Raw genomic sequence first — 17,198 nt, 5'->3', positions numbered from 1 at the left:
ATAATCCGCGCTCCCCTGCCCCCGAGGCTTGCGTTCCTCGGATCGCCATGAAAGCCACTGCATTCCTCCTCGCCATGGTCCTCTCCCCAGCCGTTCCCGCCGCAGAACTCCCGCCGCCCCCCGTCGCGAAGAAGATCCCCGTGGCCATGACGAAGTTCGGCGACTTGCGCGTGGACAATTACTTCTGGCTGCGCGAGAAGGCGAATCCCGAGGTCATCGGCCACCTCGAGGCCGAGAACGCCTACACCGTGTCCGTGATGAAGCCCCTGGAGGGATTTCGCGACACGCTCTACAAGGAGATGCTCGCGCGCATCAAGGAAACCGACGAGAGCGTCCCGTACCTGCGCCACGGGTGGTGGTACTACACGCGCGAGGTCGAGAACGCCTACACCGTGTCCGTGATGAAGCCCCTGGAGGGATTTCGCGACACGCTCTACAAGGAGATGCTCGCGCGCATCAAGGAAACCGACGAGAGCGTCCCGTACCTGCGCCACGGGTGGTGGTACTACACGCGCGAGGTCGAGGGCCTTCAGTACCCCCTCTACTGCCGACGCAAGGGCTCGATGGAGTCGCCCGAGGAAGTGATGCTCGACGTGAACGGGCTCGCGAAGGGCAAGGCGTACACCGGCGTCGATTTCTGGGAGGTGAGCCCGGACGGCCGCTACCTCGCGTATGGCGCCGACTTCACCGGCTACCGCGAGTACACGGTCTTCGTGAAGGACCTGCGCACGGGCGCCCTCCTCCCCGATCGGCTCGAACGGGTGGACGACCTGACCTGGGCCGGGGACAGCGCCACGCTCCTCTACGTGCAGCAGAACGCGGCCAAGCGCCCGGACCGGCTCTTTCGCCACAGGCTCGGCGGCGCGAAGGACACGCTCGTATGGCAGGAGAAGGACGAACTTTTCAACCTGAACGTGGGCGCCACCCGAAGCGAGCAGTGGATCGTGGCGACGTCCTCCTCGAAGGACACGTCGGAAGTTCGCGTGCTGCCGGCGATCCAGCCCGAGGCGCCGCTTCGCGTCGTCGCGAAGCGCAGGGTCGGCCACGAGTACTACGTGGATCATCACGGCACGGAGTTCTGGATCCGGACCAACGACAAGGGGAAGAATTTTCGCCTCGTGCGCGCGCCGCTGGCGGATCCGGCGCAGAGGAACTGGAAGCAGGTCCTGCCGCACCGCAGGCAGGTGATGCTGGAGGACGTCGATCTCTTCAGGGATTTCTGGGTTGCGAAGGAGCGCGATGACGGGGTCCTGAAGCTGCGCCTCACCGATTTCGCGAGCGGCGAACACCACTACATCGGCATGCCCGAGACCGTCTATGCGACGGGGGCCGGCACGAACGCGCAGTTCGACACGGGGACCTTCCGCTTCGTCTACACGAGCTATGTCACGCCGCGCACCACGTTCGACTACGACGTGACGCTGCGCGAGAGGAAGCTCCTCAAGCAACAGCCGGTGCTGGGCGGCTACGAGCCCGGCGACTATGCGAGCGAGATGCTCATGGCGACGGCCCGCGACGGCACGAAGGTTCCCGTGTCGCTCGTGTACCGGAAGTCGCTGCGCAGGGCGGGACCGCAGCCGCTGCTGCTCTACGGCTACGGGTCCTATGGCCACCCCATGGACGTGAACTTCCGCTCCTCGCGGCTCTCGCTGCTCGATCGCGGCATGGTCTTCGCCATCGCGCACGTCCGGGGCGGCGGGGACCGGGGAAGGCTCTGGTACGACGACGGGAAGCTTGCGAAGAAGATGAACACCTTCACCGACTTCATCGCGGCGGCGGAGCACCTGGTTGCCGGGGGCTGGACGTCGCCGGAGCAACTGGTGATCCAGGGCGGGAGCGCCGGCGGACTGCTGATGGGGGCCGTGGCCAACCTGCGGCCGGATCTCTTCAAGGCGGTGGTGAGCGAGGTGCCGTTCGTGGACGTGCTCAACACGATGCAGGACGCGACCCTGCCGCTCACGACCCAGGAATACATCGAGTGGGGAAACCCGAACAAGGAGGCGGACTACCAGGTCATCCGCAAGTACTCGCCTTACGACAACCTCGAGCGCAAGGCCTATCCGGCGATGCTGGTGGAGGCCTCCCTCAACGACAGCCAGGTTCCCTATTGGGAGGCGGCCAAGTACGTGGCGAAGCTGCGGGAGCTGAAGACGGATTCGCAGGTGTTGCTGCTGAAGACCATCCTCGAGGCCGGCCACGGCGGGGCGTCGGGCCGTTACGATGCGCTCAAGGACATTGCCTTCACTTACTCCTTTGTCCTCGACCAGGTCGGGCTGGCGAGGTGATCGCCTTTCCGCGATGAGCAATTTCCGGCTATTCGCCGCCTGCGTGGCGATCTGGGGCTCGACCTGGCTCGCGATCACCTACCAGCTCGGAGTCGTGGCCGCCGAGGCGAGCGTCGCCTACCGCTTCCTGCTTGCCTCGTTGCTGCTCTTCGGCTACTGCGCGGCGCGCCGGCTGCCGCTGCGTTTCTCCCCGCGCCAGCACGCGTGGATCGCGCTTCAGGGCGTGCTCATGTTCAGCGTGAGCTACGTTTTCGTGTATTACGCGGAAGAGCACATCGTCTCGGGGATCGTCGCCGTGGGCTATTCCGCGAGCCCTCTGCTGAACCTCCTGCTCATGCGCGCGCTCTTCGGCAATCCGATGTCGCGGCGCGTGGCCCTGGGCGGGGCGCTCGGCCTCGCCGGCATCGTGCTCGTGTTCTGGCCGGAATTCGCGAAGCTGGGGGAAGGAGGCGACGTGAGGCTCGGGATCCTGTTCGCCGCGGCGTCGGTGGTCATCTCCGCGCTCGGCAGCATGGCCGCGCATCGCAACCAGTCGGCGGGACTGCCCATCTGGCAGACCATGGCCTGGGGCATGCTCTACGGGTCGGCTGCAACGTTCGCGATGGCCCTGGCGCTCGGGCGGACGTTCGACTTCCTGTGGACGCCCGCGTACGTGCTCTCGCTCGCCTACCTCGCCGTCTTCGGCTCGATCCTCGCGTTCTCCGGTTTCCTGCACCTGCTGGGAAGCGTGGGCGCTGCGCGCGCCGGCTATGTCGGCGTGATGGTGCCGATCGTGGCGCTCGTCGTCTCTTCGATTTTCGAGGGCTACCGGTGGGAGGTGCTTGCGCTCGCCGGCGTGGCGATCTCGGTGGCGGGCAACGTGACCATCCTGCGCCGCCCGGCCTGAAGGGGCCAAGGATCAGGGGCGATGCCCCGAAATCGACGCCGCCCCCCGCTTTTCGCGAAATCGCTCGAGCTGTTGCGTGGCCTGCCTGCGCACCATCCATTTCAGGGGGGCAGACCAGCCCAGGACCCGGCCGAGCGGCCCCAGCGCCTGCGAGGACCATTGCCAGAAGGAGAACCGGTCGTAGTGGCGGACGATCCTCCCGTCGCGGAAGGCGAATAGGGCCTCGACGTGATTCACGACCCTTCGCCCGGTCTTCGTGAAGGTGTAGCGCGCGGTCCAGCGTGCCCGCCCGCCCTCGGCATCGCCGGACGATTCCTCCAGCACGATCTCGAGGTCGGCGGCGCGGGAGACCAGCATCCGCCACATGTCGCGCGCCTCCTCGCCCTGCAGCTTCGGGAAGGCGGGGTCGGAGAAGAACACCTCGTCGTGGTAGCAGCGCGCCATGGCCTCGGCGTCGCGGCGGGCGAAGGCGGCGTAGAACTCCCGGATCAGCGTTTCGTGCGGATGCATGGCCCCTGGACTCCCTTGACGGTGGTCAAGCCTTGACCCGAGTCAAGGCTCCGCATTTTGCGGCGTTCCTATACTCCGGGCAACCAACGGGGAAAGGTCTTGGGGACGGATCCGCAGAACCGTCCCCAAGACCTTTCCCCGTCCATCCAACGAGGAGAAACCCATGCTGTCCGATATCGAGATCGCCCAGAAAGCGAAGATGAAGCCCATCGGCGAGATCGCCGCCAAGCTCGGCATCCCCGAGGAGGCGATCGAGCCCTTCGGCCGCACCAAGGCCAAGATCTCGCTCGACTACATCGAGACGCTCAAGGGAAAGCCCGACGGCAAGCTGATCCTCGTCACGGCCATCAGCCCCACCCCGGCGGGTGAGGGAAAGACCACCACCACGGTGGGCCTGGGGGACGCGCTCAACCACATCGGCAAGAAGGCGGTCATTTGCCTGCGCGAACCCTCGCTGGGCCCCGTGTTCGGCATGAAGGGGGGCGCGGCAGGCGGCGGCTATGCCCAGGTGGTCCCGATGGAGGACATCAACCTGCACTTCACCGGCGACTTCAATGCCATCGCGCTGGCGAACAACCTGCTGGCCGCGATGATCGACAACCACATCAACCACGGCAACGAGCTGGGCTTCGACGTGCGCCGCATCGCGTGGAAGCGCGTGATGGACATGAACGACCGGGCCCTGCGCCAGATCACCATCGCTTTGGGCGGCCCCGCCAACGGATTCCCGCGGGAGGATGGCTTCGACATCGTGGTCGCCTCCGAGGTGATGGCGATCTTCTGCCTGTCCACCTCGGTAAAGGACCTGAAGGAGCGCCTGGGCAACATCGTGTGCGGCTACACCCGGGACCTGAAGCCGATCCTTGCCCGGGAGCTGAAGACCCACGGCGCCATGGCCGCGCTCCTGAAGAACGCGCTCGCCCCCAACCTCGTGCAGACGCTCGAGCATTCGCCCGCGTTCATCCACGGCGGGCCGTTCGCCAACATCGCGCACGGCTGCAATTCGGTGCTCGCCACGCAGACGGCACTCAAGCTCGGCGACTACGTGGTGACGGAAGCGGGATTCGGCGCGGACCTGGGCGCCGAGAAGTTCATCGACATCAAGTGTCGCAAGGCGGGCCTGAGGCCCTCGGCGGTGGTGCTGGTGGCCACGATCCGCGCGCTCAAGTACCACGGCGGGATCGACGTGAAGGAGCTGGGCAAGCCCAACCTCGCCGCGCTCGAGAAGGGCATCACCAACATCGAGCGGCACGTGAACAACATCCGCAACAACTTCGGCTTGCCGTGCGTGGTGGCGATCAACCATCGCACCGAGGACACGGACGCGGAAGTCAAGCTCCTCATGGACAAGCTTGCCCACCATGGGGCCAAGGTGGTGCTGGCGCGCCATTGGGCCGAAGGCGGCAAGGGCGCGGTGGACGTCGCGCGCGAGGTCGTGAGGATTTGCGAGCAGCCCAACGACTTCAAGTACGTGTACGAGGCAGCCATGCCGCTCTGGGACAAGATGAAGGCGATCGCCACGAAGATCTACGGGGCCGCCGACATCACGGCAGACTCCAAGGTGCGCGCGCAGATCAAGCGTTTGCAGGAGTCTGGCTATGGGCAGTACCCGGTGTGCGTGGCGAAGACGCAGTATTCCTTCTCGACGGATCCGCAGCTGCGCGGCGCACCGTCGGGGCACGTCGTGAATGTTCGCGAGGTGCGCCTGGCCGCGGGCGCCGAGTTCGTCGTGATGGTCTGTGGCGACATCATGACGATGCCCGGCCTGCCCAAAGTGCCGTCGGCGTGCTCGATCGACGTGGGCGACGACGGCAGGATCGTGGGACTCTTCTAGGGCGCCTCGCGTCCCGGAACAGGGGCCGGGGCCGGTTCCCCGGACGCGATCCTGCCCCGTTCCGCAGCCATTTTTTGATCGCGATCCCGGCCGGCAAGGGCCCCCGCCCTCTTTTTCCCTATAATCGGGGTCATGGATTCCATCGGGAAGTATCAGGTAGTCCGCGAACTGGGCAAGGGCGCGTCCGGCAAGGTCTACCTCGCCACGGATCCGTTCGGCAACAAGCAGGTTGCCATCAAGGTGGCCTTTCCCGAGGCGCTTAAGAACACCGAGGACGGCGCGTTCTACAAGAAAATGTTCCTCAACGAGGCCGCGCTCGCCGGCAAGCTCAACCACCCGCACATCGTCCACATCTACGACGCGGTCGTGGAAGACGAGTTCTGCTACATCGTGATGGAATTCGTCGAGGGCGGCACGCTAGAGAAGTTCTGCGAGCCGACCTCCCTGCTCGAGGCCGCAGAGGTCGCGGAGATCATCTTCAAGTGCGTGCGCGCGCTCGCCTTCGCGCAGCGGCTGGGCCTCACGCACCGCGACCTCAAGCCGGGCAACATCCTGCACGTCGACGGCACGGACATCAAGATCGCCGACTTCGGCGCGTCGATCAACACCGTCTCGGACCGCACGGTCATCACGAACGTGGGCTCGCCCGCCTACATGGCGCCGGAGCTGATCACGGGTGCCGCGCAGGCGTCCGCCGTGACCGACATCTACGCGCTCGGCGTGGTGATGTACTACCTGCTCGCGGGGCGCCTGCCGTTCTCGGGCGCCAACACGATGAGCGTCATCTACCAGATCGTGAACACCGAGCCTGACGCACCCAGCGTCCATCGCCAGGGGCTCCCGATGGAACTCGACGCGATAGTCATGAAGGCCATGGCCAAGGATCCCGTCAACCGCTACCCGACGTGGGAAGAGTTCGGGCAGGCCCTGGCGGAGGTGTGGAAGAAGCTGCACCAGGCGGGCGAGCGCGACCAGTCCGATACCGAGCGCTTCAGCCTCTGCCGCAACCTCCCGTTCTTCAAGGAATTCCCGGAGAACGAGCTGTGGGAGGTGCTGCGCATTTCCAAGTGGCGCAAGTTCCCGCCCAACACCGTCCTCATCAAGGAGGGCGACCACGGCGATTCGTTCTTCATCCTGGCCGGAGGCTATGTCCGCGTGACGCGCGGCAAGCGCACCCTGAGCGTGCTGACGGCGGGCGACTGCTTTGGCGAAATGTCCTACCTGGCGCACAAGGACGCGCCGCACCGCTCGGCGACCGTGACGGCGACCTCCGACTGCATCGTCGTGAAGATTCGAGCGGAGGATCTGCGTGCCTCCTCGCTTTCGTGCCGCCGGCTTTTCGACGAACGCTTCCTCGATACCCTCGTGGCCCGGCTCGAGGCGGCGAACGAGCAACTCGCGGTGATGTCCTGAGGTTTCGGGCCTAGCCCGCAAGCAGCCACGAGGTCGCGAAGACCCCCACCATCAGGAAGGCGAGGGTGAGCTTGGCGATGGAGCCCAGCAGCAGTCCGAGCCAGGTGCCCAGCCCGGCCCTGCCGGCGTGCAGCAACTGCCGGTTGGCTGAAAGCTCTCCGACCACCGCCCCGACGAACGGCCCCAGCACCAACCCGGGCAGTCCGAAGAAAATCCCCACGACGGCTCCGACCGTCGCCCCCATCACGGCCCGGGGACTGGCGCCCATCTTCTTCGCGCCAAACGCTGATGCCGCGAAGTCTGCGAGAACCGCGAGGGCAGTGAGGATCCCCAGGATCGCGAGGGTCACGGTGCCGACGCGCTGGAAGCCGTCGGCCCAGGCGGACAGCAGCAGGCCGCCGAAAACGAACGCGATGCCGGGCAGGATGGGCATGACGGTCCCGGCCAGCCCGACGATGACCAGAATGGCGGCGATGACGTGGAAAAAGAGGGGATCCATGCCCCATGCTATCGTATGCGGACCCCTCCTTCAGACATGACGCCGACCCCACCTCCTGCCGAGCTTGCGGAGCGCCGTAACGCGGTTTCGGCCGCGCTGTCCGCCCGTCTCCCGACCCACGCAGTGCTTACGGCACGCGAGGATCTGCTTCCCTACGAATGCGACGGACTCTCGGCCTACCGCCAGACGCCGCTCGTAGCGGTGCTTCCGGGCACCGTGGGCGAGGCCGCCGAGGTGTTGAGGATCGCCCGCGAGACAGGCACCCCTGTCGTGGCGCGCGGCTCGGGGACAGGGCTTTCCGGCGGCGCGCTGCCGCTGGCCGACGGGATCCTCCTGTCGATGGGCAAGTTCAACCGGATCCTCGGCATCGACGCGCTTGCGCGCGTGGCGCACGTCCAGCCCGGCGTGAGGAATGCGCAGATCACGGAAGCGGCGGCCCCGCTCGGCCTGTACTACGCACCGGATCCCTCCAGTCAGATCGCCTGCTCCATCGGCGGCAACGTGGCGGAGAACTCGGGCGGCGTGCACTGCCTGAAGTACGGCCTGACCGTGCACAACATCCAGAAAGTGCGCGCGCTCACCATCGAGGGCGAGGCGATCGAGCTGGGGTCCGATGCCCTCGACGCCGCGGGGTACGACCTGCTGGCAGTGATGACCGGCTCGGAAGGGCTCCTCGCGCTGCTCACCGAGGTCACGGTCAAGCTGCTGCCGAAGCCGCAGGTGGCGCAGGTCGTCATGGCATCCTTCGCCAATGTCGAGGCGGCCGGCGAGGCGGTGGCGGCGGTGATCGGCGCGGGCATCGTGCCGGCCGGCCTCGAGATGATGGACAAGCTGGCCACTGCCGCCGTCGAGGATTACGTGCACGCCGGCTACGACCTGGATGCCGAGGCGATCCTGCTGTGCGAATCGGACGGCACGCCCGAGGAAGTCGCCGAGGAGATCGGCAAGATCACCGAGGTGATGCGCCGGGCGGGCTGCACGCGCTTCGCCGTGTCGAGGAGCGAGGAGGAGCGGCTGAAGTTCTGGTCCGGCCGCAAGGCCGCGTTTCCCGCCGTTGGCCGCATCTCGCCGGACTACTACTGCATCGACGGCTCCATCCCGCGCGGGGCCGTGGGGCGGGTCCTGCGGCGCATCGGGGAGCTTTCGAAGCACTACGGCCTTCGCTGCGCCAACGTCTTTCATGCCGGCGACGGCAACCTCCATCCGCTGATCCTTTACGACGCCAACGTGCCGGGCGAATTCGAGAAGACGGAGGAGTTCGCGGGTGACATCCTCGAGCTCAGCATCGAGGTGGGCGGCACCATCACCGGCGAGCATGGTGTCGGCGTCGAGAAGATCAGGCAGATGTGCATCCAGTTCAAGCCGACGGAACTGGCGCAGTTCCACGCGGTAAAGGGCGCGTTCGACCCCCTGGGGCTCCTCAACCCGGGCAAGGGCGTGCCGACGCTGAACCGCTGCGCCGATTACGGCGCGATGCGCGTGAGCCGCGGCCAGCTTCCGTTTCCCGACCTGCCGCGCTTCTGATGAGCGCCTCCGTCCGCACCGACGCCCGTGCCGACGCTCTTGCGGCGCTCGCGGCCGTGCGCCCGCCTGTCAGCGTGATCGCGGAGCGAGAGCGGCTTGCCGCCTTCGAGATGGATGCCTACATCCAGAAGCGCGAGATGCCGATGGCCGCCGTGCTTCCCGATTCCGAGGGGCAGGTGCGCGAGATCGTCCGCGCGCTGGGGCGCCTCGGGGTGCCGGTGGTGACGCGCGGCGCCGGAACGGGCATTTCCGGCGGCGCGACGCCCCGTGCGGATGGCGTGATGCTCGTCCTCACGCGCATGCGCCGGATCGTGGCGATCGATGCCGCCGCGCGCCTCGCCACGGTGGAGCCTGGCGTGCCCAACGCGCAGGTGACGGAGGCGGCGGCTCCCGCCGGTCTCTACTTCGCGCCCGACCCCTCGAGCCAGGTCGTTTCCTCAATCGGCGGAAACGTGGCCGAGAATGCCGGCGGCGTGCATTGCCTCAAGTACGGGCTCACGGTCCACAACGTGACGGGCCTTCGCGTCATCGACGGCGAAGGCGAGCTGCTCGAGGTGGGCGGTGAATCGCTGGACGCGCCCGGCTACGATTTTCTCGCGCTCCTGAACGGCAGCGAAGGCAATCTCGGCATCGTCACGCAAGCCACGCTTCGCCTGCTGCCGCAGCCCGAAGCCACGGAGACGATGCTGGCCGCGTTCGATACCGTGAAGGCCGGCGCGGAGGCCGTGGGCGCCATCATCGGGGCGGGCGTGATTCCCGCGGCGATCGAGATGATGGACCGCGTCGTGATCGATGCCTGCGAGCGCTACATGTCGCTCGGCCTTCCCAAGGCCGAGGCGCTGCTGCTCGTGGAGGTGGACGGCGGCGCCGAGGAGACGGCGGAGATGCTGGCGGCGGTGCAGGTAATTCTCGCGTCCTGCCACGCCACGCAGGTGCGGGTGGCGAAGAGCAGCGAGGAGCGGGCGAACCTGTGGAAGTCGCGCAAGGGGGCTTTCGCCGCGCTCGCGACGGTGATGCCGGACTACTACACGATGGACGGCACGATCCCGCGGCGCGCGCTGCCCGAGGTGCTCGAGAGCATCTACGCGCTGGGGCGCGAGTACGGGCTGGTGATCGGCAACGTCTTTCACGCGGGCGACGGCAACATGCACCCGTGCATCTTCTACGACTCCGCGAAGGCGGGAGAGCTCGAGCGCAGCGAGGAGCTGGGTGGAAAGATCCTGGAGCTGTGCATCGACCACGGAGGAACCATCACCGGCGAGCACGGGGTCGGCATCGAGAAACTCAAGCAGATGTGCCTCCAGTTCCGCGACGGGGAGATTGCCGCCTTCCACGACGTGAAGCGCGCCTTCGACCCCGCGGGCATCCTCAACCCCGGCAAGGCGGTCCCCACACTCAAGCGCTGCGCCGAATGGGGCGGCCTGCACGTGAGCGGCGGCCGCCTTCCGCGCCCCGACATCCCCCGATTCTGAACAACAGGGACTGATCCTGACCTGCCCATGACCGACAACTTCATTCGAGACCTCGCCGACCGGGTCAAGGATCACGCCGCGCGCAAGGCGCCGCTTCGCATTCGCGGCGGCGGCACGAAGGACTTCTACGGCGCGCGGATCGAGGGCGATCCGGCGGACGTGGCGGGCTACGCGGGAATCATCGCCTACGAGCCGAGGGAGCTGGTGCTTACCGTGAAAGCGGGGACGCGTCTCGCGGATGTCGATCCGACGCTCGCGGCCGAGGGGCAGATGCTTCCGTTCGAGCCGCCTCGCTTCGGGGAGGCCGCGACCATCGGTGGCACCGTCGCCTGCAATTTCTCGGGACCGCGCCGGCCGTACACGGGCGCCGTGCGCGACTTCGTTCTCGGCGCGCGCATCGTGAACGGGAAGGGTGAGGATCTCTCGTTCGGCGGGCGAGTCATCAAGAACGTCGCGGGGTACGATGTCTCCCGGCTCATGGCCGGCGCGCTCGGCACGCTGGGAATCCTCACGGAGCTTTCCTTCAAGGTGCTGCCGAGGCCACCGGCGGAAGTCACTCTCGCCTTCGAGATGGACGAGGCGCAGATGCTCGAGACGGTGAACCGCTGGGCCGGCCAGCCGCTGCCGCTGTCCGCGACGGCGTGGGAGGCGGGCGTGCTGCGCCTTCGTCTCTCCGGCGCGGCAAGCGCGGTGTCCGCCGCGAGAGCTAAGCTGGGGGGAGCGGAGGTCGCCGAGGGCTCGGCCTGGTGGGAGGGCCTGCGCGAGCAGCGCCTGCCGTTCTTCGCAGCCGATCGGCCCCTGTGGCGCCTGTCGGTCGCGCAGACCGCGGCGCCCATGGCGCTCGCCCACCCGCAACTCATCGAGTGGGGCGGTGGCGAGCGCTGGGTGAGCGGCGCGCTCGACCCGGCCCGGGCACGCGAGGCGGCCGCGACGGCGAAGGGGCACGCGACGCTCTTCCGGGGCGGCGACCGCGGCGCCGGCGTTTTCCATCCGCTGGCGCCCGCCATTGCCAAGATCCACCGGCGCCTCAAGGAGGCTTTCGATCCCGCCGGCATTCTCAATCCCGGCCGCATGGACAACTTCTGACCGACCGCGATGCAAACCAACCTCGCCGACTGGATCAAGGACACGCCCGAGGGCATCGAAGCCGACGCGATCCTGCGCAAGTGCGTGCACTGCGGCTTCTGTCTCGCCACGTGTCCCACCTACAACCTGCTTGGCGACGAGCTCGACAGTCCGCGCGGGCGCATCTACCTCATGAAGCAGGCCTTCGAGGGCGCGCCGGTCACCATGCGCACGCAGGTGCATCTCGACCGCTGCCTTACCTGTCGCGCCTGCGAGACCACGTGCCCCTCGGGCGTGCAGTACGGCCGGCTCGTGGACATCGGGCGCGAGGTGATCGGGAAGAAGGTGCCGCGCGGACTCGCCGACCGCGCGTTCCGGCGCCTGCTCCGCTTCGCGTTCCTTTCCGGGCCGCTCTTTTCCCTTGGCGTGGCCCTGGGCCGCGTCGTCCGGCCATTGCTTCCGCTGGCGCTCGCGAAACAAGTGCCGCCGAAGCGCGAGGCGGGCGCCTGGCCGGCCGCGCGCCATTCGCGGACGATGATCGTTCTCGACGGCTGCGTGCAGCCCGCGCTTGCGCCCGACATCAATGCCGCAACGGCGCGGGTGCTCGACAGGCTGGGCATATCGCTCGTCCGCGTCCCGCAGGCGGGTTGCTGCGGGGCGATCGAGTTCCACCTCAACGCGCAGGATGCCGCGCTCGACCGGATGCGCCGGCAAGTGGACGCGTGGTGGCCGCACCTCGAAGCCGGGGCGGAAGCGATCGTCGTCACCGCGAGCGGTTGCGGCACCATGGTGCAGGACTATGGCCACCTGCTCGCGAACGATCCGGCCTATGCGAAGAAGGCGGCGCGCGTGACCGAACTCGCAAGGGACGTGGGGCAGGTGGTTGCCGCCGAGCGGGAAGCGCTTGTGAGGCTCCTTGCGGGAAAGGCGTCCGTGGCCGAACCCGTCGCCTACCACGCCCCCTGCAGCCTGCAGCACGGGCTCAAGCAGAAGGGCATCGTGGAATCGATCCTGCGCGAGGCCGGCTTCACGCTCACCCCGGTGCCCGATGCGCACGTCTGCTGCGGCTCGGCCGGCACGTACTCGATACTCCAGCACGAGCTCTCCGGGCAGCTCCTCGCCAACAAGGTAAAGGCCCTCGAGTCGGGGAAGCCGGCGGCGATATGCACCTCGAACATCGGGTGCCTGCTGCACATCGAGACCGGCGCCTCGAAGCCGGTGTCGCACTGGATCGAGTTGCTCGACAAACGCCTGGCCTAGGGTCGTGGGCGCCCCGCAGTTGACCTAGGTCACGGCGCGCTCCCCCGGGGGTGCCAAGCTGGGGCATCGTTTCACCGGAGACGATGGTCCATGGACTCCAGCGGTGATCGCCCTGCCGCCGTCCCGTCGTCCGACTGGCATCGCCTGGACGTTGCGGAAGTCGCAACCCGACTCGCCACGGTGCCGGCGACCGGACTTTCGCGCGGCGAGGTCGGAAAGCGGCTCGATCAGCACGGCGCCAACGAGCTCGCGCAGGGCGAGCGCCGCTCCCCTTGGCGGATGTTCGCCGGGCAGTTCACCGACTTCATGATCGTCGTGCTGCTCGCGGCGGCGGCCGTGGCCGGTGTGGTGGGCGAGCCGCAGGATTCCATCGCCATCGTGGTCATCGTGGTGCTCAACGCGGTGATCGGCTTTGTCCAGGAATACCGCGCGGAGCAGACGATGGCGGCGCTGCGCAGGCTGGGTGCGCCCCACGCTCGCGTCCTGCGCAATGGAGAGATGGTGGATGTTGCGGCGCGCGAGCTGGTGCCCGGCGACGTCGTGCTTCTGGAAGCGGGCAATATCGTTCCCGCCGACTTGCGCCTGGTCGAGTCGGCGCGCCTGAAGGTGCAGGAGGCCGCGCTCACGGGCGAGTCCCTTCCGGTGGAAAAGCAGGTGCTGCCGGTGGAGTCGGCCGCCGCCGCCCTGGGCGACCGCACGAACATGGCCTACAAGGGCACGGTGGTCACGTATGGGCGTGGACGCGGCATCGTTGCGGCCACCGGCATGGCGACCGAGCTGGGCCGCATTGCCGCGCTCATCCAGTCGGCGGGCGAAGGGCAGACTCCCTTGCAGCGCCGGCTTGCGCACTTCGGCAAGCGACTTGCGATCGCCGCGCTGGGGATCTGCGCCATCGTCTTCGTGGCGGGGCTGTTTCGCGGCGAGCCGATGGCACTCATGTTTCTCACGGCGGTGAGCCTGGCGGTGGCGGCCATTCCCGAGGCGTTGCCGGCGGTCATCACCGTGGCGCTGGCGATGGGCGCAGGCAAGATGGCGCGGCGAAACGCCCTGGTGCGCCGTCTGCCCGCGGTCGAGGCGCTGGGTTCCGTGACCTACATCTGCACGGACAAGACCGGAACCCTCACGCAGAACCGGATGTGCGTGGCGAGGCTCTGGTCCGGCGTTGCGCACGCGGGTCCGGACGGTCAGGTCCCCGAGGGCGAGCCGTGGGCGCAACTCGCGCGCGCGATCGCGCTTTGCAACGATGCCGGGGAAGGTGCCGAAGGGGAGCTGCAGGGAGATCCCACCGAAACCGCCCTGTACGCGGCCGCACGCGACGCGGGGTACGTCAAGGCGCAACTCGCGGCTGCGTGGCCTCGCGTCATGGAGCTGCCTTTCGACTCCGATCGCAAGCGCATGACCACCGTGCACCGCGTCGGGGAAGGCCACGTCGCCTTCACGAAGGGAGCCCCCGAATCCGTGGTCGACCGTTGCTCGCGAATCGCGACGTCGGATGGGGAGGCGGCGATCGATGCACCGTCCGTGCTGGCGCAGGCCGGCCGGATGGCGGCCGACGGCCTGCGAGTACTCGCGCTGGCGTCGCGCCGATGGCATGGCCTTCCCGGTGGTGACGACGCGGATGCGATCGAGACCGACCTGATGCTGCTCGGGCTCGTGGGGCTCATCGACCCGCCGCGCGAGGAGGCTGCCGCCGCGGTCGCCGAGTGCGTGTCTGCCGGCATTGTGCCGGTCATGATCACCGGCGATCACCCCGTCACCGCGCGGGCCATTGCCACCCGGCTGGGCATCCTGGGCGTGGGCGAGACCGTGATGGACGGCGTGGAGCTCTCCGGGCTCTCGCAGGACGAGCTGCGCGATGCGGCAGGGCGGACGGCGGTCTACGCGCGCGTGAATCCGGAGCAGAAGATCCGCATCGTCGAGGCGTTGCAGGCCAGGGGCGAGATCGTCGCGATGACCGGGGACGGCGTGAACGATGCGCCTGCGCTCAACCGCGCGGATGTCGGCGTCTCGATGGGCCGGTCGGGAACCGACGTGGCGCGCGAGGCCTCGCACCTCGTTCTCCTGGACGACAACTTCGCGACCATCGTCGCTGCCGTGCGCGAAGGGCGGCGCATCTACGACAACGTCCGCAAGTTCATCAAGTACGCGCTGACCGGGAACATGGGCGAGATCTGGACGATCTTCCTGGCGCCATTCCTGGGCCTGCCGATCCCCTTGCTGCCGATCCATATCCTCTGGGTGAATCTCGTGACCGACGGGCTGCCGGGCCTGGCGCTTGCGATGGAGCCGGGCGAGCCCGGGCTCATGCGGCGCCCGCCGCGCCCGCCGAACGAAAGCGTGTTCGCTCGCGGCATGTGGCAGCACATTGCCTGGGTCGGATTGCTGCTGGGCGGCGTCTGCATCGCCGTCCAGGCCTGGGCCTTCACCACCGGCCACGGACATTGGCAGACCATGGTGTTCACCGTGCTCTCGCTTTCGCAGCTCGGCCTGGCCCTGGCCTTGCGCTCCGAACGCGAATCCCTGTTTGCCCTGGGGCTCGGCTCGAACCTGCCCCTTGCCGGGACGATCGTCTTCACCGTGCTGCTGCAGCTCGCGGTGATCTACGTGCCGTGGCTCAACGGTATCTTCCACACCAAGCCGCTTTCGGCGGACGAACTGGCGATCTGCCTTGCCTTGTCGTGCGTCGTGTTCGTGGCCGTCGAGATGGAGAAGGCGCTGATCCGCGCGGGCGTCCTCTACCCGGAGCGATGAGCGGGCCTCAGCGCACGCGCCGGTAGAGAACGAGCGCCTCGCTCTTGTCCCCGGGACGGGAACCGCGCCAGGCCTCCTTCCAGCGGGCCCGGTCCACGGCGGACGGGTGGCCAGGCGAAACCTGCGCAAGCAGCGTATCGCAGCGGGCGGCATCGGGACCACCCGGATGCACGAGGCGCAGGCCGATGAAGTAGTCGAGGAGGGCACGCTGCGCGTCTCCCACACCGGCGCCGATAGTGCACCGGGACCGGCCGATTTCGGCCGCGAGCCTCGTGGCCACGCCGCGGTAGCTCCGTGCCTGATCGATGAGCGGCAGCCCCAGCATCATCGTGAGCATCCACACCATCGTGATTCCCGCGCTCCAGTTCACCACGGCGCGGCGCGTCGTGCGCAGCGACCGGGCGACGACCACCACCCAGATGCACGTGAGCAGGACCGCCAGCGCGAAGGGGATGAAGCGGAACGGGTAGGCATAGCCGGGAATTTCGCGCTGCAACCAGGCTGCGATCGGGGCCGGACTGCCGGTCATGGCCGCGACGAATCCCGCCCACAGGATCAGGGCCAGGAGCGCGAAGGTCGTGACGCCGAACCAGTCCAGGGCGCTTGCGATGCCGCGCGGCAGCGAATCGAGTTCCGCAACACCCAGGAGCACGAGAGGCACGAGCAAAGGCATTGCGTTGAGTTCCCGCGCGTCGGCGAGGAGAGAAAGCAGGAGGAAGAACAAAAGGGTTCCCGCCAGGGGCAAGTGCAGGTCCGAGCGTGTGGCGAGCGTCCTGCGCGCCCGCCAGACCGTCCAGGCCGCAAGGGGAAGCGCCGGCCATCCGTACCACGGGAGGATCTTCGCGAAATAAACCAGGTCCGTGAGCATTCCGCCCGAGGCACCTTCCGACCAGCGCGTGGCGAGCGCAACGCCCAGCCATTGCGCGGAAAGCGCCGGGTCACGCTGCGCGAGGAACAGGGGCCATGCGCCGGCCAGGGGGATGGCGATCGCCAGGCCCACCGCGACTGCAACCGAATAGGCGCGCGTCCGCCACTCTGGCCCCGTCGCAGGGAGCGCCAGGGCGAGCACGCCGACGAGCAGGGCCGGTATCAGCCCGTCACCGAGGAACGCGATTCCCATGCCGACGCCGAGGAGCGGGCCCCCGATAGCCGGTCGCCGGACGGCCATCGCCAGCCCCGCCACGCCCACCGACACGCCGGCGAGACCCGCAAGGTCCGTGCTCATCTCGTGGGCGCGGATGAGCAGCCCCACGCAGCCGATGAGGAGCAGGACCGCGATGCGGCCCGCGCGCGGGCCGTGCAGGGTGACGGCGGCCACGTGCACCCCGGCCATCGTGATCGCCATGAAGAACCCCGCCGCCAGCCGCGCGGCATCGTGAAGCGCAAGCCAGCCGCTGAAGGTCCAGGCCGATGCGGCAGCCGTCCAGAAGAAGAGCGGAGCTCGATCCAGGTAGGGCTCCCCGGCCAGCATAGGCACCGCCCAGTCGCCGGAGCGCAGCATCTCGGCCACCGCGCCCAGGGCAAGCGCCTCGTCGGTCTTCCATGGGTCATGACCCACGAGGCCGGGCAGGAGCCACCCCAGGCAGACCAGCACGAAGAGCGCGGCCTTTACCGGCGTGCTCGTGCCGTCGTAGGCGATGCGACGCCCGCCGGTATCGGCGAGAGGATCGGCAGCGCGGTTCACGCGCGCTCCACGGGG

12 protein-coding genes are annotated in these 17,198 nt (G+C 68.0%); 9 read left to right on the top strand and 3 right to left on the bottom strand.

The annotated features are described in order from the left end of the window. Positions 1-47: 47 nt before the first annotated feature. Positions 48-2,285: a S9 family peptidase gene (locus tag IPP91_14735; protein ID MBL0143321.1), complete on the top strand. Its 2,238-nt coding sequence runs from the start codon at positions 48-50 to the stop codon at positions 2,283-2,285. A 13-nt stretch (positions 2,286-2,298) separates the two neighbouring features. Next, entirely contained in the window at positions 2,299-3,171 is an 873-nt protein-coding gene (locus tag IPP91_14730) for an EamA family transporter (protein ID MBL0143320.1), read from the top strand. 12 nt (positions 3,172-3,183) lie between these two features. On the opposite strand, the gene IPP91_14725 is transcribed toward IPP91_14730, so the two are convergent. Next, positions 3,184-3,681: a nuclear transport factor 2 family protein gene (locus IPP91_14725; GenBank protein ID MBL0143319.1), complete on the bottom strand. Its 498-nt coding sequence runs from the start codon at positions 3,679-3,681 to the stop codon at positions 3,184-3,186. 166 nt (positions 3,682-3,847) lie between these two features. Between IPP91_14725 and IPP91_14720 the strand changes: the two genes are divergently transcribed. Both IPP91_14720 and IPP91_14715 read left to right on the top strand, forming a co-directional pair. After that, entirely contained in the window at positions 3,848-5,515 is a 1,668-nt protein-coding gene (locus IPP91_14720; GenBank protein MBL0143318.1) for a formate--tetrahydrofolate ligase, read from the top strand. A 132-nt stretch (positions 5,516-5,647) separates the two neighbouring features. Continuing rightward, complete coding sequence (locus IPP91_14715) at positions 5,648-6,928, top strand: protein kinase (GenBank protein ID MBL0143317.1); 1,281 nt, start codon at positions 5,648-5,650, stop codon at positions 6,926-6,928. A gap of 10 nt (positions 6,929-6,938) precedes the next feature. Here the strand turns inward: IPP91_14715 and IPP91_14710 are convergent, their stop codons facing one another. After that, complete coding sequence (locus IPP91_14710; protein ID MBL0143316.1) at positions 6,939-7,427, bottom strand: DUF456 family protein; 489 nt, start codon at positions 7,425-7,427, stop codon at positions 6,939-6,941. A 15-nt stretch (positions 7,428-7,442) separates the two neighbouring features. On the opposite strand from IPP91_14710, the gene IPP91_14705 reads away from it, so the two are divergent. From IPP91_14705 to IPP91_14685, 5 genes are all read left to right on the top strand, one after another. After that, a complete protein-coding gene (locus IPP91_14705) occupies positions 7,443-8,951 on the top strand; it encodes an FAD-binding protein (protein ID MBL0143315.1) in 1,509 nt (502 codons plus the stop codon). Next, positions 8,951-10,423 (top strand): FAD-binding protein, encoded by a 1,473-nt coding sequence (locus tag IPP91_14700; protein MBL0143314.1) that lies wholly within the window; start codon positions 8,951-8,953, stop codon positions 10,421-10,423. The genes IPP91_14705 and IPP91_14700 overlap by 1 nt, the downstream gene beginning before the upstream one ends. Before the next feature lie 27 nt (positions 10,424-10,450). Continuing rightward, positions 10,451-11,509 (top strand): glycolate oxidase subunit GlcE, encoded by a 1,059-nt coding sequence (glcE, locus tag IPP91_14695; protein ID MBL0143313.1) that lies wholly within the window; start codon positions 10,451-10,453, stop codon positions 11,507-11,509. Between the two features lie 9 nt (positions 11,510-11,518). Beyond that, entirely contained in the window at positions 11,519-12,748 is a 1,230-nt protein-coding gene (gene glcF / locus IPP91_14690; GenBank protein ID MBL0143312.1) for a glycolate oxidase subunit GlcF, read from the top strand. Between the two features lie 90 nt (positions 12,749-12,838). Next, entirely contained in the window at positions 12,839-15,499 is a 2,661-nt protein-coding gene (locus IPP91_14685) for a cation-translocating P-type ATPase (GenBank protein ID MBL0143311.1), read from the top strand. 7 nt (positions 15,500-15,506) lie between these two features. Here the strand turns inward: IPP91_14685 and IPP91_14680 are convergent, their stop codons facing one another. Next, positions 15,507-17,183 carry a glycosyltransferase family 39 protein gene (locus IPP91_14680; GenBank protein ID MBL0143310.1) on the bottom strand — a complete coding sequence of 559 codons (1,677 nt, stop codon included), beginning with the start codon at positions 17,181-17,183 and terminating at the stop codon, positions 15,507-15,509. Positions 17,184-17,198: the final 15 nt, after the last annotated feature.

It is taken from the genome of Betaproteobacteria bacterium (genome assembly GCA_016720855.1).
Classification (GTDB): Bacteria; Pseudomonadota; Gammaproteobacteria; order Burkholderiales; family Usitatibacteraceae; genus FEB-7.
Note: the sequence above shows the minus strand (reverse complement) of the source record. Positions and strands in the feature narration are given on the sequence as shown.